The sequence below is a fragment of the Streptomyces sp. NPDC047880 genome (assembly GCF_040706515.1).
Lineage (GTDB): Bacteria > Actinomycetota > Actinomycetes > Streptomycetales > Streptomycetaceae > Streptomyces.
The window spans coordinates 783415-802514 of the sequence record NZ_JBEZOK010000001.1 but is presented as its reverse complement, the minus strand read 5'-3'; the positions used below and the strand labels follow the sequence as shown (position 1 = coordinate 802514).

Annotated in this window: 17 protein-coding genes; 10 read left to right on the top strand and 7 right to left on the bottom strand. The window is 72.0% G+C overall.

All coding sequences use genetic code 11. The annotated features are described in order from the left end of the window. The first annotated feature begins 2 nt into the window (after positions 1-2). From AB0937_RS03790 to AB0937_RS03775, 4 genes are read left to right on the top strand one after another with little or no spacing between them, the layout of a single operon-like run. Entirely contained in the window at positions 3-965 is a 963-nt protein-coding gene (locus AB0937_RS03790; RefSeq protein WP_366709306.1) for an ABC transporter permease, read from the top strand. Then, entirely contained in the window at positions 962-2935 is a 1974-nt protein-coding gene (locus AB0937_RS03785) for a dipeptide/oligopeptide/nickel ABC transporter permease/ATP-binding protein (RefSeq protein ID WP_366709305.1), read from the top strand. The genes AB0937_RS03790 and AB0937_RS03785 overlap by 4 nt, the downstream gene beginning before the upstream one ends. Further along, positions 2932-3951: an ABC transporter ATP-binding protein gene (locus AB0937_RS03780; RefSeq protein WP_366709304.1), complete on the top strand. Its 1020-nt coding sequence runs from the start codon at positions 2932-2934 to the stop codon at positions 3949-3951. The genes AB0937_RS03785 and AB0937_RS03780 overlap by 4 nt, the downstream gene beginning before the upstream one ends. Continuing rightward, a complete protein-coding gene (locus AB0937_RS03775) occupies positions 3948-4880 on the top strand; it encodes a dihydrodipicolinate synthase family protein (RefSeq protein WP_366709303.1) in 933 nt (310 codons plus the stop codon). The genes AB0937_RS03780 and AB0937_RS03775 overlap by 4 nt, the downstream gene beginning before the upstream one ends. Positions 4881-4892: 12 nt before the next feature. On the opposite strand, the gene AB0937_RS03770 is transcribed toward AB0937_RS03775, so the two are convergent. The 5 genes from AB0937_RS03770 to leuA all read right to left on the bottom strand — a co-directional run bounded on the left by AB0937_RS03770 (position 4893) and on the right by leuA (position 11784). Continuing rightward, on the bottom strand, positions 4893-5555 hold the full coding sequence (locus AB0937_RS03770) for a response regulator transcription factor (protein WP_366709302.1): 663 nt from the start codon (positions 5553-5555) through the stop codon (positions 4893-4895). After that, positions 5552-6784 (bottom strand): sensor histidine kinase, encoded by a 1233-nt coding sequence (locus AB0937_RS03765; protein ID WP_366709301.1) that lies wholly within the window; start codon positions 6782-6784, stop codon positions 5552-5554. The genes AB0937_RS03770 and AB0937_RS03765 overlap by 4 nt, the downstream gene beginning before the upstream one ends. A 72-nt stretch (positions 6785-6856) precedes the next feature. After that, positions 6857-9001: an MMPL family transporter gene (locus AB0937_RS03760; RefSeq protein WP_366709300.1), complete on the bottom strand. Its 2145-nt coding sequence runs from the start codon at positions 8999-9001 to the stop codon at positions 6857-6859. Between the two features lie 151 nt (positions 9002-9152). Next, positions 9153-9851 carry a TerB family tellurite resistance protein gene (locus tag AB0937_RS03755; protein ID WP_366709299.1) on the bottom strand — a complete coding sequence of 233 codons (699 nt, stop codon included), beginning with the start codon at positions 9849-9851 and terminating at the stop codon, positions 9153-9155. A gap of 211 nt (positions 9852-10062) precedes the next feature. Continuing rightward, entirely contained in the window at positions 10063-11784 is a 1722-nt protein-coding gene (gene leuA / locus AB0937_RS03750) for a 2-isopropylmalate synthase (RefSeq protein WP_366709298.1), read from the bottom strand. 335 nt (positions 11785-12119) lie between these two features. On the opposite strand from leuA, the gene AB0937_RS03745 reads away from it, so the two are divergent. The 4 genes from AB0937_RS03745 (at position 12120) to AB0937_RS03730 (ending at position 15798) form a co-directional block, all read left to right on the top strand. Next, positions 12120-13187 carry a M4 family metallopeptidase gene (locus AB0937_RS03745; RefSeq protein ID WP_366709297.1) on the top strand — a complete coding sequence of 356 codons (1068 nt, stop codon included), beginning with the start codon at positions 12120-12122 and terminating at the stop codon, positions 13185-13187. 20 nt (positions 13188-13207) lie between these two features. Next, positions 13208-13474 (top strand): protealysin inhibitor emfourin, encoded by a 267-nt coding sequence (locus AB0937_RS03740; RefSeq protein ID WP_366709296.1) that lies wholly within the window; start codon positions 13208-13210, stop codon positions 13472-13474. A 382-nt stretch (positions 13475-13856) separates the two neighbouring features. Then, positions 13857-15179 carry a GH1 family beta-glucosidase gene (locus tag AB0937_RS03735; RefSeq protein ID WP_366709295.1) on the top strand — a complete coding sequence of 441 codons (1323 nt, stop codon included), beginning with the start codon at positions 13857-13859 and terminating at the stop codon, positions 15177-15179. 172 nt (positions 15180-15351) lie between these two features. After that, complete coding sequence (locus AB0937_RS03730; RefSeq protein WP_366709294.1) at positions 15352-15798, top strand: ATP-binding protein; 447 nt, start codon at positions 15352-15354, stop codon at positions 15796-15798. 10 nt (positions 15799-15808) lie between these two features. Here the strand turns inward: AB0937_RS03730 and era are convergent, their stop codons facing one another. Then, positions 15809-16771, bottom strand: a complete 963-nt coding sequence (gene era, locus AB0937_RS03725) for a GTPase Era (RefSeq protein ID WP_366709293.1) — start codon at positions 16769-16771, stop codon at positions 15809-15811. A 160-nt stretch (positions 16772-16931) separates the two neighbouring features. On the opposite strand from era, the gene AB0937_RS03720 reads away from it, so the two are divergent. Together AB0937_RS03720 and AB0937_RS03715 are read left to right on the top strand one after the other, a co-directional pair. Further along, a complete protein-coding gene (locus tag AB0937_RS03720) occupies positions 16932-18242 on the top strand; it encodes an ammonium transporter (protein WP_366709292.1) in 1311 nt (436 codons plus the stop codon). Next, a complete protein-coding gene (locus AB0937_RS03715) occupies positions 18239-18577 on the top strand; it encodes a P-II family nitrogen regulator (protein WP_053669183.1) in 339 nt (112 codons plus the stop codon). The genes AB0937_RS03720 and AB0937_RS03715 overlap by 4 nt, the downstream gene beginning before the upstream one ends. Positions 18578-18603: 26 nt before the next feature. Here the strand turns inward: AB0937_RS03715 and AB0937_RS03710 are convergent, their stop codons facing one another. Continuing rightward, positions 18604-19080 carry a hypothetical protein gene (locus tag AB0937_RS03710; RefSeq protein WP_366709291.1) on the bottom strand — a complete coding sequence of 159 codons (477 nt, stop codon included), beginning with the start codon at positions 19078-19080 and terminating at the stop codon, positions 18604-18606. Positions 19081-19100 lie beyond the last annotated feature (20 nt).

The window sequence follows — 19100 nt, the reverse complement described above, 5'->3', positions numbered from 1 at the left end:
GGATGACGGCCGTCGCGCGCATCCTGCTCCGCCGTCTCGCCCTGCTCGTGCCCCTGACGCTCGGCATCGTGCTGTTCGTGTTCCTGGTGATGCGGTTCTCCGACGTCGACCCGGCGTCCGCGTTCTTCCAGGGCGCCAACCCCACACCGCAGCAGTTGCACGACTTCCGCGAGGAACACGGCCTGCTCGATCCCCTGCCGGTGCGCTACGCCGACTTCGTCGCCGATCTGCTCCACGGCGACCTGGGCACCAGCGCGCTGACCCGGGCGCCGGTGATCGACCAGGTCACCACCGCGCTGCCGCTCACCCTGCAGCTGACGTTCCTCGGTCTGGGCATCGCCGTCGTGCTGTCCCTCGTGGGCGGGGTGACCGCGGCGATCCACCGGGACCGGCTGCCCGACCAGATCATCCGTGTGGTGTCGCTGACCGGTGTCGCCGCGCCCGGCTTCTGGCTGGCGCTGCTGATGATCCAGTACCTGGCGGTCGACCTGGGCTGGTTCCCGACCGGCGGCTACATCAACCCGGCCGACTCCCTCACCGGCTGGCTGAGGACGATGACGCTCCCGGCGCTCGCCCTCTCCCTGCCGGTGGCGGCGCAGCTGACCCGGATCGTGCGGACGGCGGTCGTGGAGGAGCTCGACAAGGACTACGTCCGGACGGCGATCGGGAGCGGGCTGCCGCCCCGGGTGGTGGTGGGGCGCAACGTTCTGCGAAACGCCCTGATCAATCCCCTCACCGTGCTCGGGCTGCGGGTCGGCTACCTCCTCGGCGGCGCGGTCGTCATCGAGACGATCTTCTCGCTGCCCGGCATGGGCAAGCTGATGATCGACGCCGTGAAGAACGGCGATCCGGCCGTGGTCCAGGGCGTCGTACTGACCACGGCGGCCGGATTCGTCGTCGTGAACCTCGTCATCGACGTCCTGTACCTGCTGGTCAACCCGCGACTGAGGGATGCGACGCCATGATGACGCGGAAGAGCCTCACGGCGGCGCTGTCCCGGCCCGGCGTACGGCTGCGCGGCCTGCGCCGGCTACCGCCGCTGTCGAAGATCGCCGTCTGCTTCCTGGCCGTCGTCGCCCTGGTGGCGCTGCTGGCCCCGCTCCTCGCCCCGTACGACCCGCTCGACCAGCGGCCACCGGCCGACGGCACCGGCCATCCGTCCGCCGAGCACTGGATGGGCCAGGACAGCCTCGGCCGGGACATCCTCAGCCGGCTGATGTACGGGGCGCGCTGGTCGCTCGCGATCGGGCTCGGCGCCACGGGGACCGCCCTGGTGGCCGGTGCGCTGCTCGGGGCGGTCGCGGCGACCTCGCGCAAGGCGGTCGACGAGACGCTGATGCGCTGCCTGGACGTCGTGATGGCTTTCCCGGGCATCGCGCTGGCCGCGGTGCTGGTGGCGGTCTTCGGCGGTGGCATCACGGTGCTGATCTGCGCGATCGCGTTCCTGTTCACGCCGCCGGTGGCGCGGGTGGTCCGGGCGAACGTCCTCGACCAGTACGGCGAGGACTATGTGACGGCGGAACGGGTGATCGGCGCGCGGACGCCCTACATCGTGCTGCGGCACGTGGCGGTCAACTGTGCGGCGCCGGTGCTGGTGTTCTGCACGGTCCAGGTCGCCGAGGCGATCGTGTTCGAGGCGTCGCTGTCGTTCATCGGGGCGGGGGTGCGACCGCCGGACCCGTCCTGGGGCAGTGTCATCGCGGACGGCAAGAACATGGTGCTGACCGGCGGCTGGTGGGCGACGGTGTTCCCCGGGCTGCTGATGCTGGTGACGGTGCTGTCGCTGAACATCCTGTCCGAGGGGGTGTCGGACGCCTGGGCGGCGCCCTCGGCGCGGGAGGTGGACGCACCGCAGGACGACCGGCCGGCGGCCGCGGAGCCCGGCGGCGGGGAGGTCGTGCCGCTGCCCGGTCTGGCGGAGGCGGCCCGCAGGCTGCGGGCCCGGGCCCGGCACGTGGCCCGGGACGGGCAGCCGTTGCTCGCCGTGGAGAACCTGGTCATCGGCTTCGACCGACGGCACGGCGGCGTCGACGTCGTGGACGGCATCAGCTTCGAGGTGCACCCCGGGGAGGTGCTCGGGCTGGTCGGCGAGTCGGGCTGCGGCAAGTCCCTCACCGCGCTGGCGATCATGGGCTTGGAGCCGAAGGGGGCGCGGGTCGCCGGCCAGGTCCGATTCCTCCAGCGGGATCTGCTCGCCGAGCCGATGCGCGCGCGGCGCAGGCTGCTCGGCCACGACATGGCGATGATCTACCAGGACGCCCTGTCGTCGCTGAACCCGGCGATGACGATCCGCGCGCAGCTGAAGCAGGTCGTGCGGCGTGGCGGGCGCCGCGGTCCGGCGGAGCTGCTGACGATGGTCGGCCTCGACCCCGAGCGCACCCTGCGCAGCTACCCGCACGAGCTGTCCGGAGGCCAGCGCCAGCGCGTCCTGATCGCCATGGCCCTGTCCCGCGATCCACGGCTGATCGTCGCGGACGAGCCGACGACCGCCCTGGACGTGACCGTGCAGGCCCAGGTCGTGGAGCTGCTGCTGCGGCTGCGCGAGGAGCTCGGTTTCGCCCTGATCCTCGTCTCGCACGACCTGGCGCTGGTCGCGGACGTCACCGACCGGGTGGTGGTGATGTACGGCGGTCAGATCGTGGAGACGGGCGTGACCGCCGACCTGGTGGAGGCACCGGCCCACCACTACACGCGCGGCCTGCTCGGCAGCGTGCTGTCGCTGGAGTCGGCACAGGAGCGGATGACGCAGATCAGGGGCGTCGTGCCGTCCCCGGCGGACTTCCCCGCGGGGTGCCGCTTCGCCGGCCGGTGTCCGCGCGTGGCCGAGGTGTGCCGTACGACGGCTCCGGTCCTGGCCGGCCCTCCCGGGCACACGGTGGCCTGTCATCACCCGGCCGTGCGGCCGGCGGCCACGGAGACCGAGGCGGTGTCATGAACGCGCTGGTGGAGTTGGCGGACGCGCACGTCGTCCACAAGGCCCGCAGCGGGGGCCTGTTCACCCGGGACCGGGTCCACGCGCTGACCGGCGTCGATCTGGCCGTCGCGCCGGGCGAGACCGTGGGGGTGGTCGGCGAGTCCGGCTGCGGCAAGTCGACGCTGGCGAAGGTGCTGGTCGGGGCGGAGCGGCCGACGCGGGGGACGGTGTCGTTCCAGGGCCGCGACCTGTGGGCGATGCCGGCCGCCCAGCGCCGCAGGGCCGTCGGCGGCGGCATCGGCATGGTCTTCCAGGACCCGTCGACGGCCCTGAACCGCCGTCTGACCGTCCGGCAGATCCTGCGGGACCCGCTCGACGTGCACGAGCGCGGCACGAAAGGCCGACGTGAGGAGAGAGTGCGTGAGCTGATGTCCCTCGTGGGTCTCCCCGGGGCCCTCGCCGCCGCTCTGCCTGCCCAGCTGTCGGGCGGGCAGCGCCAGCGCGTCGCGATCGCCCGGGCGCTCGCGCTGGACCCGGGCCTGGTCGTGGCGGACGAACCGACCAGCGCCCTGGACGTGTCGGTCCGCGCGCAGATCCTCAACCTCCTGCTCGACCTGAAGGAACGCCTGGGCCTGGCCCTGGTGTTCGTCTCCCACGACATCCGCACGGTACGGCGGATGAGCGACCGGGTGATCACCATGTACCTGGGCCGGATCGTGGAGGACTCCCCGGCCGCCCTGGTCACCGGCCGGGCCCGGCACCCTTACACCCGCGCCCTGTTCTCCGCCACGCCCGGCCTGCTCGACCCGGTCGACCCCATCCCGCTGACCGGCCCGGTGCCGTCGGCGACCCGCCCGCCGAGCGGCTGCCCGTTCCGCACGCGCTGCTGGAAGGCGGACGGGGCCTGCGCGCAGGAGATGCCGGGCTTCTCCGCCGCGTCGGCGCCCGCACACCGCTACCGCTGCCACCATCCTGTCGGGGAGGACGAGCCGACCCGCGACCTCGTCCGCCGGCGCGACCCGATGGAGGCCCCATGACGTTCAGCCCGCTGACCGGTGTCATCCCGCCCGTCTGCACACCCCTGACACCGGACGGTGAGGTGGACGTCCCCTCGTTGCTCCGGCTGGTCGACCATCTGGTGGCCGGCGGGGTGCACGGACTGTTCGTCCTCGGCTCGACCTCGGAGGCGGCGTTCCTGCCGGACCGGCAGCGCAGGCTGGTCGTGGAGTCGGTCGGGGGCCATGTGGGCGGGCAACTCCCGGTGCTGGCCGGGGCGATCGACATGACGACGCCACGGGTCCTGGACCATGTCGCGTCGGTGACGGCGGCGGGCGCGGACGCGGTCGTCGTCACCGCCCCGTTCTACGCCCGCACCCACCCCGCGGAGATCGCCCGCCACTACCGCGCCATCGCGGCCGCGAGCCCGGTCCCGGTCATCGCCTACGACCTGCCGGTCGCCGTCCACACGAAGCTGCCGGCCGACGTGGTGCTGGAACTCGCCGCCGACGGGGTGGTGGCCGGGCTCAAGGACTCCAGCGGTGACCTGGCCGCCTTCCGCCAGGTCGTGACGGGCGTCCGGGAGCGCCGGGGCATCACCGGCTTCAGCGTGCTGACCGGGTCCGAGCTGATCGTCGACGCGGCCCTCGCGATCGGCGCGGACGGCACGGTGCCGGGCCTCGGCAACGTCGACCCGCACGGCTACGTACGCCTGGACCGGCTGTGCCGCGCCGGGGATCGGGACGGGGCGCGCGCCGAACAGGAGCGGTTGTGTGCCCTGTTCGGCATGGTGACGGTCGGCGACCCGGCCCGCATGGGCCCGAACTCCTCGGCGATCGGGGCGTTCAAGGCCGCGCTGCACCTGCGCGGCGTCATCGACTGCCCGGCGACGGCACAGCCGCAGATCCCGCTGGCACCGGACGAGGTGGAGCAGGTCGGGAAATACCTCGCGGCGGCCGGACTGCTCTAGTGGGCCGGTCCGTCAGACGCTGCCCGGCGTCACCATCCCCGACTCGTAGGCGACGATGACGAGCTGGGCCCGGTCCCGTGCCGCCAGCTTGCCCATGATGCGGCTGACGTGCGTCTTCGCGGTGAGCGGGCTCAGGCCGAGCGCGTCGCCGATCTCCGTGTTGTTGAGGCCGCGCGCGACGAGCGCGAGCACCTCCCGCTCCCGCCCGGACAGGCACTCGGGCCCGCCCGTCCCGGGTGCGCGGGGGCTGCGCAGGAACCGCTGGATCAGCCGTGCCGTGGGGCCGGGCGAGAGGAGGGCCTCGCCGGCGGCGACCGTGCGGATGGCGTCGAGGAGTTCGGCCGGCCGGGTGTCCTTCACCAGGAACCCGGAGGCACCGGCCCGCAGCGCCTCGACGATGTTCTCGTCGGTGTCGTAGGTGGTGAGGACCAGGACCCTTACGCCCGCGAGGTCCTCGTCGGCCGCGATGAGCCGGGTCGCCTCGATGCCGTCCAGGTCGGGCATGCGGATGTCCATCACCACGAGGTCGGGGCGTGCGCCGCGGGCCAGTTCGAGGGCCTGCCGGCCGGTGGCGGCCTGGCCGACGACCTCCATGTCCGGGGCCGACTCCACCAGCATCGCGAACGCCTCCCGCACCAGCGTCTGGTCGTCCGCGAGCAGCACCCGTACGGTCATCCGGCTCTCTCCCCCGTCATGGTCAGCGGCAGGACCGCCGTCACCTCGAATCCGCCCCCGGCACGCGGTCCGGCGTCGAGTGTGCCACCGACGCTGCGGGCCCGCTCCCGCATCCCGACGAGCCCGAATCCCGGGGTGCCGCCCGGGGCCGGGCCGGTGCCGTCGTCGCGGACCGACAGGTGCAGGGCGCCCTGCCGTTCGTCCAGTTCGACGTGGACGGCCGGTTCCGGCCCCGCGTGCCGCACGGCGTTCGTCAGTGCCTCCTGCACGATGCGGTAGGCGGCGGCGCCGACGGCGGGCGGTGCCTGCCCCACGCGTACGGTCTGCTCGACCCGGGCGCCGGCCAGCCGCGCCGCCTCCGCCAGGTCGGGCAGCCCGCCGAGGCCCGGCAGCGGGCCGCGGGCGTCCGGGGGGCCGTGCTCGCGCAGCACGTCCAGGGTCGTACGGAGTTCGCCGCGGGCGCTGCGGCAGGTCTCGGCGATGTCGTCGAGGGCCTTGGCCACCGTCTCCCGGTCGAGCCGCTCGGGGTCTGCGGACAGGACGTGGGCGGCGACGGAGGTCTGCACGCCGATGAGGGTGATGCTGTGGGCGAGCAGGTCGTGCAGGTCCCGGGCGATCCGCAGCCGCTCCTCGGCGACCCGCCGCCGGGCCTCCTCCTCCCGGGTCCGTTCGGCCCGTTCGGCCCGCTCCACGATCGAGGCGACGTACTGGCGGTAGACGCGCACGTCGACACCGCAGAACAGCACGGCCACGACCCAGCCCGAGATGCGGAGCACCTCCAGCGCCTCGTGCATGCTGACGGTGAGCATCACGCTGACCGAGAGGCCGATGACGCCGGCGCCGACCAGGACGGTGCGCAGGGGCCGGCCGGTCACGGCGACGGTGTAGAGGGCGATGTACGTCGCCGGGGTCGGCGCGGAGTGGGTGTTGTCGAGGGCGTGGTACGGGGCGACGCAGGCCACGACCGCGAGCAGCACGAGCAGCGGTTGCCGGCGCCGCCACGCGATCGGCACGTTGCAGGCGACCAGCAGCGTCCAGCCCAGCGCGTCGGGCCGGCGCCCGTCGTCGACGAGCAGGGCCAGGGCGACGGCGAGCACCGCGGCGACGACGGCGAGCAGCGCGTCGTTGCGGGCGGCGTGCGGGGCGTTCAGGGGGTCACGGTTGATCACGCCGATGATCCGCTCGGCGGACCGCGACCAGGTCGTCTGCGGGGTGGTGGGTGCCTGCACGGGCATCATCCTCGGCTGAACGGGCCCCCTGCGGGAGGGGGCCCTGCTTGGCTGCGGGAACTTCGCTCCGCCCTAGCTGCGGGCATGCGTGCCGCCAGTGGCGGCACGGGTGGGCGCGGCGGCACCCCGCTCCGCCGGGCTGCGCAACGCCCCGCCCTCAGCCTCAACGAGCGGTTCCGGTGCACGCGAGAGCCTCCCCGGCCACCACACCCACCGCCCCAGCAGCACACTCACCGTCGTCACCAGATACGTCCGCACCAGGAATGTGTCCAGCAACACCCCCACAGCGATGACGAATCCGAGCTCCACCAGCCCCACCATCGGCAGCGTGGTCAGCACCGCGAATGTCGCCGCCAACACCACACCCGCGGAGGCGATGACCCCGCCGGTCGTCCGCAGCGCGGTGAGCGCCGCGGCCTCCGGCTCTGCCCCGCGCACGGACTCCTCCCGCATCCGGTGCATCAGGAAGATGCCGTAATCGACGCCGAGGGCGACCAGGAACACGAAGGACAGCAGCCCGAGTCCGGGATCGGTCCCGGCGAATCCCAGCACCGGCTCGAACACCAGCCCACCGATGCCGAGCGCGGCGCCCCAGACCGCCACCACGGCGGCCAGCAACAGCAGCGGCGCGACCAGACTGCGCAACAGGCCGACCAGGATGACGAACACGGCGGCCAGCACCAGTGGCACGATCACCTTCCGGTCCCGTGACTCGCTGTCGGCCAGGTCGATCTGCTGGGCGCTGGGCCCGCCGGCATACGCACCCATGGGGTCGAGCGAGGCCCGCAGCGCCTCGATGGTCCGGGTCTCGGCCGGGGTCTCGGGGGCGGCGGTGGTGAAGACGGCGATCTCGCTCCAGCCCGAGCCGCTGCGGCCGGGAACCACTTCGGCGACGCCCTCAATCGTGCGGGCCCGGTCGGCGGCCGCCCCGGCCCGCTGTTCGGGCGCGATGACGGTCACGGGCCGGCTGCTGCGCTCGGGATACTCCCGCGCCAGGGTCTGCATGGCAGTGATGGATTCGGGCCGTTCGGTGAAGGAGTCCTCCTGCTTCAGGCTGCCGGACAGGTTGAGCGTGCCGAGCGCGAGGGCGCCGAGCAGCACGGCACCGCCGGCGAGCACGGTGGCGGGGCGCCGTGCCGCCGAGGAGCCCATCGCGGCGAACAGCGACCGCCGGGCCTTGGCCTCGCTGCCGAACGCGGGGATCAGCGGCCAGAAGACGCGCCGCCCCAGCAGCACCAGGACCGCCGGCAGCAGGGTCGTCATGGCGACCAGCGCGGCCAGCACCCCGACCATGCCGACCGGTCCCATGCCGCGGCTGCTGTTGAGGTCCGCGGCGAGCAGGCACAGCAGCCCGGCCGCGACGGTCCCCGAGGAGGCCAGGACGGCCGGTCCGCAGCCGCGCAGTGCGGCACGCATGGCGTCGTACGGCCGCTCGTGGCGCCGTAGTTCCTCGCGGTAGCGGGAGACGATCAGCAGCGCGTAGTCGGTGCCCGCACCGAGGACGAGCACGGTCATCACGCCGCCGCTCTGGCCGGTGACGGTGACGTCGAACAGCTCGTGCAGTCCGTACCCTGCGGCCATCGCCACGGCGGCGGCGACACCCGCCACGGCGAGCGGCACCAGCCAGAGGAAGGGGCTGCGGTAGATGAGGACGAGCAGCACGGTGACGACGCCGAGCGTGGCGAACAGCAGCGTGGCGTCGAGGGTCCCGAACACCTCGTTCATGTCGGTGTTCAGCGCGCCGGGCCCGCCGACCTCGACGCTCAGTCCGCCGCCGCCCTCGGCGATGTCCCGCACCCCGTCGACGAAGGCGTCCCGGGCCTCGTCGTCCTGGCCGGGCTGGGTGGTGGAGACCGGGTACATCAGGGTGGAGCCGTCCTTCGACGGGATGCCCTTCGGTTCCCCGGTCAGGTCGTAGGCCTCGCTCACCTCGGTGATCTGCTCGTCGGCGGTGCGCCGGTCGGCGCCGGTCAGTCCACCGCCGCGGTGGTAGACGAGCACCAGGTCGGTCGCCTCGCCGCCGGGCAGTTCGTCCTGGATCCTCGCCACCTGGGTGGAGTCGGCGCTGTCGGGCAGGTAGTCGACCGCGCGGTTCTGCTGGATGTCGGCGAACCTGCCCGCGAGCGGTCCGACCAGCACGAGCGCGGCCAGCCACAGCCCGACCACCACCCAGGGCACGGCCCGCCTCGGCCCGGTGCGCGTCCTTACGGCCCCCATGTGTCCGGCTCCCTCCGGTCGGGTGTCTGGATCGGTCTCCAGACTCCCGCCGGACGGGGGCCGGTTCGTCGGGCGTGAGGTCGAGTCGAGGGGTACTGCGGGGGGCGGTCCCGGCGGCGCGTTGCTCCCCGGGGAGTAACAGGGGGCGGCCCTACGAGGGGGTGCGCGCCGCCGCGGCGAGCAGGCGGGTCACGTCGTCGGAGCAGATGGTGAGCGCCGCCCCCACCGTCGCGAGCACGTCCCGCTCGGCCGGGGTGTACGGGCCGTCCGCCAGGGCGATGCGGGCGCCCTGCAGCAGGATCGATTCGCGGCCGACGGCGGCGAGGTGCGGAGTGAGCGGGTCCAGCGCCTCGTGGAGCTCTATGGCCAGCCCCGCACCGCAGGGTTCACCGGCGATCCGGCCGGTGTCGGCCTCCAGCGCCTCGACGAGGGCGGCCAGCTGCTCCTCCGTGCAGTCGTCGAAGCCGGCCGCTCGCACGGCGAGGACGGCCGCCTCCAGTGCCGTGCGGGATCCGGCGCCGCCCGCCGCCAGCACCGCGAGGGCGACGGTGTGCACGGCGTCGCGGAGCATCGCGGAGAAGCGGGTGGTGGTCGGATGATCGAGGACGTCGGTGCCGAAGTGGCGGCGGCAGGCCGCGCACTCCACGACCGGCCCGGTCTCGCCGCGCGGCAGCACGGGCAGGCCGAGCAAGGTGAAGCGGCGTTGTCCGGTCAGCCGCTGGTAGTTGCGGTCGCCGCCGCAGCCGGGGCAGAAGAACTCTCCGTCACCGGCGGCCGTCCACGCGGTTCGGGTGCCCAGGATGCGAGAAAGCCTGGCGGCATGGCCGTTTCGTCCCCGTCCTGGCAGCACGTCGCACCTCCGTCACGCCGCACGGCAACGTCGCCGCGCTTGCGTGATGTTAGCCACATCCAAGACGAGGAGTCAGCACCCCGGAGGAGACCTTTCCGTGACCTCCACAGCAAATGGCCGGTATGCGACGGGGCTCCGCCCGCCGGACAACGGCGGACGGAGCCCCTGCGGCATCCGTGGGCGGCCGGTGGCCGCAGACCCGTACGGCTGGTCAGCGAGCCGCGCGGTTGACGGCCGAGACCACGGCCTTCAGCGAGGCCCGGGTGGTGTTGGCGTCGATTCCGATGCCCCACAGGACCTTGTCGTCGATCGCGCACTCGATGTAGGAGGCGGCCTGCGCGGAGGCACCCTCGCTCATCGTGTGCTCCTGGTAGTCCAGCAGGCGTACGTCGATGCCGACGGACTGCAGGGCGTCGAAGAAGGCCGAGATCGGACCGTTGCCCGTTCCGGTCAGAACGGTGTCCTGGCCGTCGACCGTGGCCTCCACCTTCAGCGTGTCCACGCCGTCGGTGTCGGTCGTCGACTGGCCGTTGCGCACCTGGATCCGGCCCCACGGGTTGTCGGGGTTCGGCAGGTACTCGTCCTGGAAGACGGCCCAGATGTCCTTCGGCGTGACCTCGCCGCCCTCGGCGTCCGTCTTCGCCTGGATCAGCTTCGAGAACTCGATCTGCATCCGGCGCGGCAGTTCCAGCTTGTGGTCGTTCTTCAGGACGTAGGCGATACCGCCCTTGCCGGACTGCGAGTTGACCCGGATGACCGCCTCGTAGGAGCGGCCGACGTCCTTGGGGTCGATGGGCAGGTAGGGGACGGCCCACTCGATGTCGTCGACGGTGACGCCCTTGGCGGCGGCGTCGGCCTCCATGGCGTCGAAGCCCTTCTTGATGGCGTCCTGGTGGGAGCCGGAGAAGGACGTGTAGACCAGGTCGCCCACGTACGGGTGGCGCGGGTGGACCTCCATCTGGTTGCAGTACTCCCACGTGCGACGGATCTCGTCGATGTCGGAGAAGTCGATCTGCGGGTCGACGCCCTGCGAGAACAGGTTCATGCCCAGGGTGACCAGGTCGACGTTGCCGGTGCGCTCGCCCTGCCCGAACAGGCAGCCCTCGACACGGTCGGCGCCGGCCATCAGGGCCAGCTCGGCGGCGGCGACGGCGGTGCCGCGGTCGTTGTGCGGGTGGATCGACAGGCAGACGTGCTCGCGGCGGGAGAGGTTGCGGCCCATCCACTCGAACCGGTCGGCGTGCGTGGACGGCGTGGAACGCTCCACGGTGGCCGGCAGGTTCAGGATGATCTCGCGGCCCGGCCCGGGCTGCCAGACGTCCATGACCGCCTCGCAGACCTCCAGCGCGAAGTCCAGCTCGGTGTCGGTGAAGATCTCCGGGCTGTACTGGTAGCCGAACTCGGTCTCGGGACCCAGCAGCTTCTCGGCGTACTCCATGACCAGCCGGGTGCCGTCGACGGCGATCTGCTTGATGTCGTCCTTGGAGCCGCGGAAGACGACCCGGCGGAAGACCGGGGCGGTGGCGTTGTACAGGTGGACCGTGGCGCGCTTGGCGCCCTTCAGGGACTCCACCGTGCGCTCGATCAGGTCCTCGCGGGCCTGGGTCAGTACGGAGATGGTGACGTCGTCGGGGATGGCCCCGGGCTCCTCGATGATGGAGCGCACGAAGTCGAAGTCGGTCTGGCCGGAGGCCGGGAAGCCGACCTCGATCTCCTTGTAGCCCATCTTGACCAGCAGGTCGAACATGGCGCGCTTGCGGGCGGGCGACATGGGGTCGATCAGGGCCTGGTTGCCGTCGCGCAGGTCGGTGGAGAGCCAGCGGGGGGCGGTGGTGATGCGCTGCTCCGGCCAGGTGCGGTCCGGGATGTCGACCTGCTCGTAGCGGCCGTACTTGTGGATCGGCATGGAACTGGGCTGCTGGCGGTTCGCCATGATGCTTAGGGCTCCTCAGAGGGTGTCCGGAAGGACGGCCGACGACGCAGCACCAAGCTCCGCGGGGAGGGAGTCGGCCTCGACTACAGGCCCTCGCCGCGGCAGCTAAGGAGAAGCAGCCCGAAACGCATGATGCGCAGCATGCTAGCCGAGCCTCTCCCCGGCGCGTGGGGTCGTATCAGTATGCGGGACCGTACGCCCAAATGGGATAAAAAGTGCGCTATACCACTTCGCCATAGCACTCTGCACGGAGCGTGAGGGTCGTTGTCCCGGTATTTCACCAATCATGGTGGCGACTAGTGACAGCTTCGTCACGCAGTGCAAGGGTGCCGGGCATGACGACTCACGGGGGCTTCGAGCCCGTCTTCTGCACCATCGTTCCGCCCCACGTCCTCGACAAGCTCGCCCAGGCCGAGGACCCCGCACTCGCCGGACCCGCCCGCCGCACCCTGCAGCGTGACGCCTTCGAGCGCACCCAGCGCCGCCTCACCACGGTCATCGGCGCGACCGCCGTCGCCGCGGTCGCCGACGGCAAGCCGCAGCGCACGATCCACGACGCCCGGCACGGCACCGACCTGCCCGGCCACAAGGTCCGCGGCGAGGGCGACAAGCCCGGCAGGGACGCCACCGTCAACCGCGCCTACGCGGGCCTCGGCGCCACCTTCGAGCTGTTCCTCCAGGCCTACCGGCGCGACTCGATCGACGGCGACGGCCTCCCGCTGAACGCGACGGTGCACTACGACCGCGACTACAACAACGCCTTCTGGAACGGCGAGCAGATGGTCTTCGGCGACGGGGACGGGGACGGGGAAATCTTCCTCGACTTCACCATCCCGATCGACGTCATCGGCCACGAACTCGCGCACGGCGTCACGCAGTACACGGCCAACCTCACCTACTTCGGCCAGCCCGGCGCGCTCAACGAGTCCCTGTCGGACGTCTTCGGCGCCCTGATCAAGCAGTACACGCTCGGCCAGACCGCCGCCGAGGCCGACTGGCTGATCGGCGCGGGTCTGCTCGCCCCGCGGGTGACGGGCACGGCACTGCGCTCCATGAAGGCGCCGGGCACGGCGTACGACGACGACGTCCTCGGAAAGGACCCGCAGCCGGCGACCATGGACGACTTCGTGCGCACCGGCCGCGACAACGGCGGTGTACACATCAACTCGGGCATCCCGAACCACGCCTTCTACCTGGCCGCCACGGCCCTCGGCGGCCACGCCTGGGAGCGGGCCGGACAGGTCTGGTACGACGTCCTGACCGGCGGCGAGCTGGAGCAGCAGGCGATGTTCGCCGACTTCGCCGCCCTCACCGTGAAGGCCGCCCGGGAGCGTTTCGGCGACGGGGAGGAACTGGACGCCGTCTCGAAGGCCTGGGAGCAGGTCGGGGTGCGGACCCTGTAGTTCCGTACTAGACAGGTGCCATGCGGATTCAGGTGAGGCGCACGGGCGGGTTCGCGGGCATCGAGCGGTACGCCGAGGTGGACACCGCGGACCGGCCCGATGCCCCGGAATGGCACGCGCTGGCCGATCAGGCCCTGGCCGCCGGGCGGAGCACGCCTCCGGTCGGGGTCCCGGACGGGTTCGCCTACCAGCTCACGGTGGACGGCAAGACCGTGTACTGCGCGGACCCCCGGCTGACCGACGAGCAGCGCAGGCTGATCTCCCGGGTGCTGAAGGAAGGGGCATAGCGGCCGGGCGTGCCGGCGGGCGCGTCGCGACGGCCGCGTGCGCACAGCGGGTGGCGGCGGGCGCGTGACAGCAAGGCGCGGCAGCGGCGCGTGGCGACGGCCGTGCGCACAGCGGGTGACGGCGGGCGCATGCCGGCAGGGCGTGGCGACGGCCGCGTGCGTCACCGAGTGACGGCGGGCGCGCGACAGCAAGGCGTGACAGCGGGCACGTGGCGACGGCCGCGTGCGTCAGCGAGTGACGGCGGGCGCGCGACAGCAAGGCGCGGCAGCGGGCGCATGCCGGCAGCGGCACGTAACGGCGGGCAGGTGACAGCAGGGGCGCAACAGCTCCTTCCCGCCCGGGCGTTGACTTCCGTTACCGCCGGTACGGATGATCCAGCGCATGGCGACTGACGCAGGCAACCCGATCCCCCGCTTCCCGGCCGGCTTCCTCTGGGGCGTGTCCACCTCCGCGCACCAGATCGAGGGCGGCGCGGACGCACGCGAGCCGTCCGTGTGGGACGCCTTCACGGCCGTGCCGGGACGGGTGAAGGACGGCTCGACGGCCGCGGTCGCCTGCGACCACGTCCACCGCCACCGCGAGGACGTGGCCCTGCTGGCCGGCCTCGGCGTGGACGCCTACCGCTTCTCGATCTCGTGGCCGCGGGTGCGCTCCGAGAAGGGCCTGGACTTCTACGACCGGCTGGTCGACGACCTGTGCGCGGCGGGGATCCGCCCGGTGCCGACCCTGTTCCACTGGGACCTGCCGACCGACCTGGACTGGCTGGAGCGGGACACCGCCGAGCGCTTCGCCGCGTACGTGTCGACGGTCGCGGGCCGCCTCGGCGACCGGGTGACGAAGTGGATCACCCTGAACGAGCCCGCCGAGCACACCCTGCTGGGCCACGCCCTGGGCGTGCACGCACCGGGGAAGCAGCTGCTGTTCGACGCGCTGCCGGCCGCCCACCACCAGCTGCTCGCCCACGGCCTGGCCGTCCGCGCCCTGCGCGCCTCGGGCGCCACGGACATCGGCGTCGCCAACTCGCACGGCCCGACCTGGGCGGCGTCGGCCGAGGCGGCGGACGTGGACGCCGCGGACTTCTACGACCTGCTGCTGAACCGTCTGTTCGCGGACCCGTTGCTGCTGGGGCGGTATCCGGACGGCATCGGCGAGCTGATGCCGGGGGACGTGGAGGCGGACCTGAGGGTGATCGCCGAGCCGCTCGACTGGTACGGGATCAACTACTACGCCCCGACCAGGGTGGGTGCTCCGCAGGGCGCGGAGATCGAGTTCGGCGGGATCACCATGCCCGCCGAACTGCCCTTCTCCGTCCGCGAGATCGAGGGCCACCCGGTCACGGACTTCGGCTGGCCGGTCGTCCCCGAAGCGCTCACCGAGCTCCTCACCGCCTTCCGCGAACGCTACGGCGACCGGCTCCCGCCGGTGGTCATCACCGAGAACGGCTGCTCGTACCCGGGCGTCGACGACCAGGACCGCATCGCCTACCTGGACGGCCACGTCCGGGCCCTGCACCGGGCGGTGGAGGCGGGCGTCGATGTGCGCGGCTACTTCGTGTGGTCCCTGCTCGACAACTTCGAGTGGGCGGAGGGCTACGCACGCCGCTTCGGCCTGGTCCACGTCGACTTCGACACCCTGGAGCGGACCCCGAAGGCGTCCTACCACTGGTACCGGGAACTGCTGGAGGCGCAGCGCCCCACGGCCTGAGGGACGTCGCCCATCAGGTCTCATCGGACAGATGGTTGCAGCGTGAACTGCTCTGCGAGCATGATTACTTGTGTGACCAGGCTTCCGGAAGCAGCAACTCCCCCACCCGGCCGGTCCGTTGTCCGCTCATCCCTTCCTTGATTGCGCCCACCCCCCACGGAAGGCGATCGCCGTGTCCCCCCACACGACACCCACTCCCCGGTTCCTGGACGCGGTACGCCCGGACCGCACCGACTGGCTGGAGCTGCCACCGCAGCGGACCAGCGTCAGAGTCGCCCGCCACGCGATGCGCGCACGGCTGGACGCGTGGCACGTGCCCGACGAGCTGTCCGCGAACGCGGTGCTGCTCGTGTCCGAGCTGGTGACCAACGCCGTGCTGCACACGCTGAGCGAACGGATCCTGTGCGGCGTCCAGCTGATGACGGACGCGCGTTTCCGGCTGGAGGTGCACGACGGCGACCTCACGGGCCGCGGCATACCCGACCGCTGCCCCGGCCCCGACGACGAGGGGGGCCGCGGCCTGCTGCTCGTACGGGAGATAGCCGAGGTCTGGGGCATCACCCGCTCGACCCTCACCGGCGGCAACGCGGTATGGGCAAGCCTGCCCGCGACCCTCTGACGAGAGCCCCTCAGAACCCCAGCTTCCGCAACTGCCTGGGATCCCGCTGCCAGTCCTTCGCCACCTTCACATGCAGGTCGAGGAAGACGGGTGTGCCCAGCAGGGCCTCGATCTGCTTGCGGGACTTGATGCCGACCTCCTTCAGGCGCTTGCCCTTGGGGCCGATGATGATGCCCTTCTGGCTGGGACGCTCGATGTAGACGAAGGCGTGGATGTCGAGGAGGGGCTTGTCGGCGGGACGGTCCTCGCGCGGGAGCATCTCCTCGACGACGACGGCGATGGAGTGCGGCAGCTCGTCGCGCACGCCTTCCAGCGCGGCCTCGCGGATCAGCTCCGCGATCATGACCTGCTCGGGCTCGTCGGTGAGCTCCCCGTCGGGGTAGAGCGCCGGCCCCTCCGGCAGGAGCGGGACGATCAGGTCGGCCAGCAGACCCACCTGCTTGTCGCCGACCGCCGACACCGGGACGATCTCCGCCCACTCGAAGCCGAGCTCCTTGCCGAGCTGGTCGATCGCGATGAGCTGCTCGGCGAGCGTCTTGCCGTCCACCAGGTCGGTCTTCGTCACGATCGCGATCTTCGGCGTCTTCTTGATGGACGCCAGTTCCTTCGCGATGAAACGGTCGCCGGGGCCGAGCTTCTCGTTCGCCGGCAGACAGAAGCCGATCACGTCGACCTCGGCCCACGTCGTGCGCACCACGTCGTTGAGCCGCTCGCCCAGCAGCGTGCGCGGCTTGTGCAGCCCGGGGGTGTCCACCAGGATCAGCTGCGCGTCCGGGCGGTGCACGATGCCCCGCACGGTGTGCCGCGTCGTCTGCGGCTGGTTCGCCGTGATCGCCACCTTCTGGCCGACCAGAGCGTTCGTGAGGGTGGACTTGCCCGCGTTGGGGCGGCCCACGAAGCAGGCGAAGCCAGCCCTGTGGACAGCTCCGGCCGGCTCTTCGGATGACTGGGTACGAACGCTCATGGCGCCCATTGTCCCTGATCCCCGGAGTCGCCCCGCACCGGACGGGCGTGGTGAGCTTCCCGAAACCCTCACGCAACGAAACGTCACGGAAACACACCCGTACGCAACCGGAAACGCAGGCCGGTGAATCTCTGACGAGCCCCCGGAGCCCCCACCTGTTGGAGACACCGTGCCTCTGGCCGCCGCAAGCGCCGACACCGGCGACACCGCCTGGCTGCTCGCCGCCACCGCCCTCGTCCTGCTCATGACCCCGGGTCTGGCCCTCTTCTACGGCGGCATGGTCCGCACGAAGAGCGTCCTCAACATGCTGATGATGAGCTTCGTCTCGATCGCCCTGGTGACGGTGGTGTGGCTGGCGGCCGGCTACTCACTCACCTTCGGCGAGGACGCCGCCGGCGGTCTCATCGGCGGGCTGGAGCACGCCGGGATGAGCGGCCTCGGCCCGGACAGCGTCCAGGGCACCGTCCCCACGGTCCTCTTCGCCACCTTCCAGCTCACCTTCGCGATCATCACGGCCGCGCTGGTCAGCGGTGCCGTCGCGGACCGGGCGAAGTTCGGCGCCTGGCTGGTCTTCGTGCCGGTGTGGGCGCTGCTCGTATACGTTCCGGTCGCACACTGGGTGTGGGGGCCGGGCGGCTGGATCCTGGAGAAGCTGGGCGCCCTGGACTTCGCCGGCGGGCTGCCCGTGGAGATCGTCTCCGGTGCCTCGGGGCTGGCGCTGTGCCTGGTCCTGGGCCCGCGCATGGGCTTCAAGAAGGACGCCATGCGCCCGCACAACCTGCCCATGGTGATGCTGGGCGCCGGTCTGCTGTGGTTCGGCTGGTTCGGCTTCAACGCGGGCTCAGCGCTCGGCGCCAACGGCCTCGCGGCGGCCGCGTTCCTCAACACCCTCTCCGCGGGCTGCACGGGCCTGCTCGGCTGGCTCCTCGTGGAGCAGAAGCGCGACGGCCACCCCACGACCCTGGGCGCCGCGTCCGGCGCGGTCGCGGGCCTGGTCGCCATCACCCCGTCCTGCGGGTCCGTCTCCCTGCTCGGCGCGCTGGTCGTGGGCCTCGCCGCCGGTGTCGTCTGCTCGTACGCCGTGAGCTGGAAGTTCAAGCTGAACTATGACGACTCCCTGGACGTCGTCGGCGTCCATCTGGTCGGCGGTGTCATCGGAACGCTCCTCATCGGCGTGTTCGCCGTGGACTCGATGACCGGCGGCGCCGAGGGCCTCCTCCACGGCGGCGGGCTCGGTCAGCTCGGCAGGCAGCTGGTGGCGGTGGTCGTGGTGGCGGTGTACGCGTTCGCCGTGACATACGGGATCGGCAGGCTGCTCGACGCCACGATGGGCTTCCGCGCGAGCGAGGAACAGGAGCAGACCGGCCTGGACCTTACGGTGCACGCCGAGACGGCCTACGATCACGGGGTCCTGGGCCACGGCGCCCCGGTCTCCTCCTCCGTCCTCTCCCCCGCCCAGAAGGTCACCCCCCAGGCATGAAGCTCATCACCGCGATCGTCAAGCCGTACCGCCTCGACGAGGTCAAGAACGCCCTTCAGGAACTCGGCGTGCACGGTCTGACCGTGAGCGAGGCCAGCGGCTACGGCCGGCAGCGCGGCCACACCGAGGTGTACCGCGGCGCCGAGTACCAGGTCGACCTGGTGCCGAAGGTCCGGATCGAGGTCGTCGTCGAGGACGCGGACGCCGAGGCCGTCATCGACGCGGTCGTGAAGGCCGCGCACACCGGCAAGATCGGCGACGGCAAGGTGTGGGCGCTGCCCGTCGACACGGTCGTGCGGGTGCGTACCGGCGAGCGCGGCCCCGACGCGCTCTGACTCCGGGGCCGCGCTCGCGGTCGTTCTCAGTCGAACACGAACGGGCCGGGTGACTGCGGCCCGGTCGCCGTGCAGGTGATGGTGATGCCGAAGACGGTCATCCTGAGCGAGCCGCCGAAGGCCTCCAGGCTGTCGCCGGAGGCCACGGTGCCGCTGAGGGGGCCGACTTCGACGGGGGCGCCGGCGGCCATCGCCGGGTTCTCCGTGCCGGTGAAGTCGACGGTGCCGCCGCCGCTCTTCACCAGGGTCAGGGTGGACGTGATCGAGTCCTCTCCCAGCGCGATGGGCGCCGTGATCCCGGAGGACGTGAGGGTGAGGGTGGCGGCGGTGCCGTCCTGCCTGGCGGTGAGCGTGGCCTCGCCGCTGCCGAAGCCGCCGCAGTCCGCGTTGATCGTCGCCGTCTGGGGGGTGACGGCGAGGGCCGCCGGGGCGAAGGCGAGCCCGGTGACCGCGAGGGCTCCGGCCGCCAGTGCCGCACCTGCTCCGATTCGCTTGCATCTCATGGGATTCCGGCTCCCTTTCC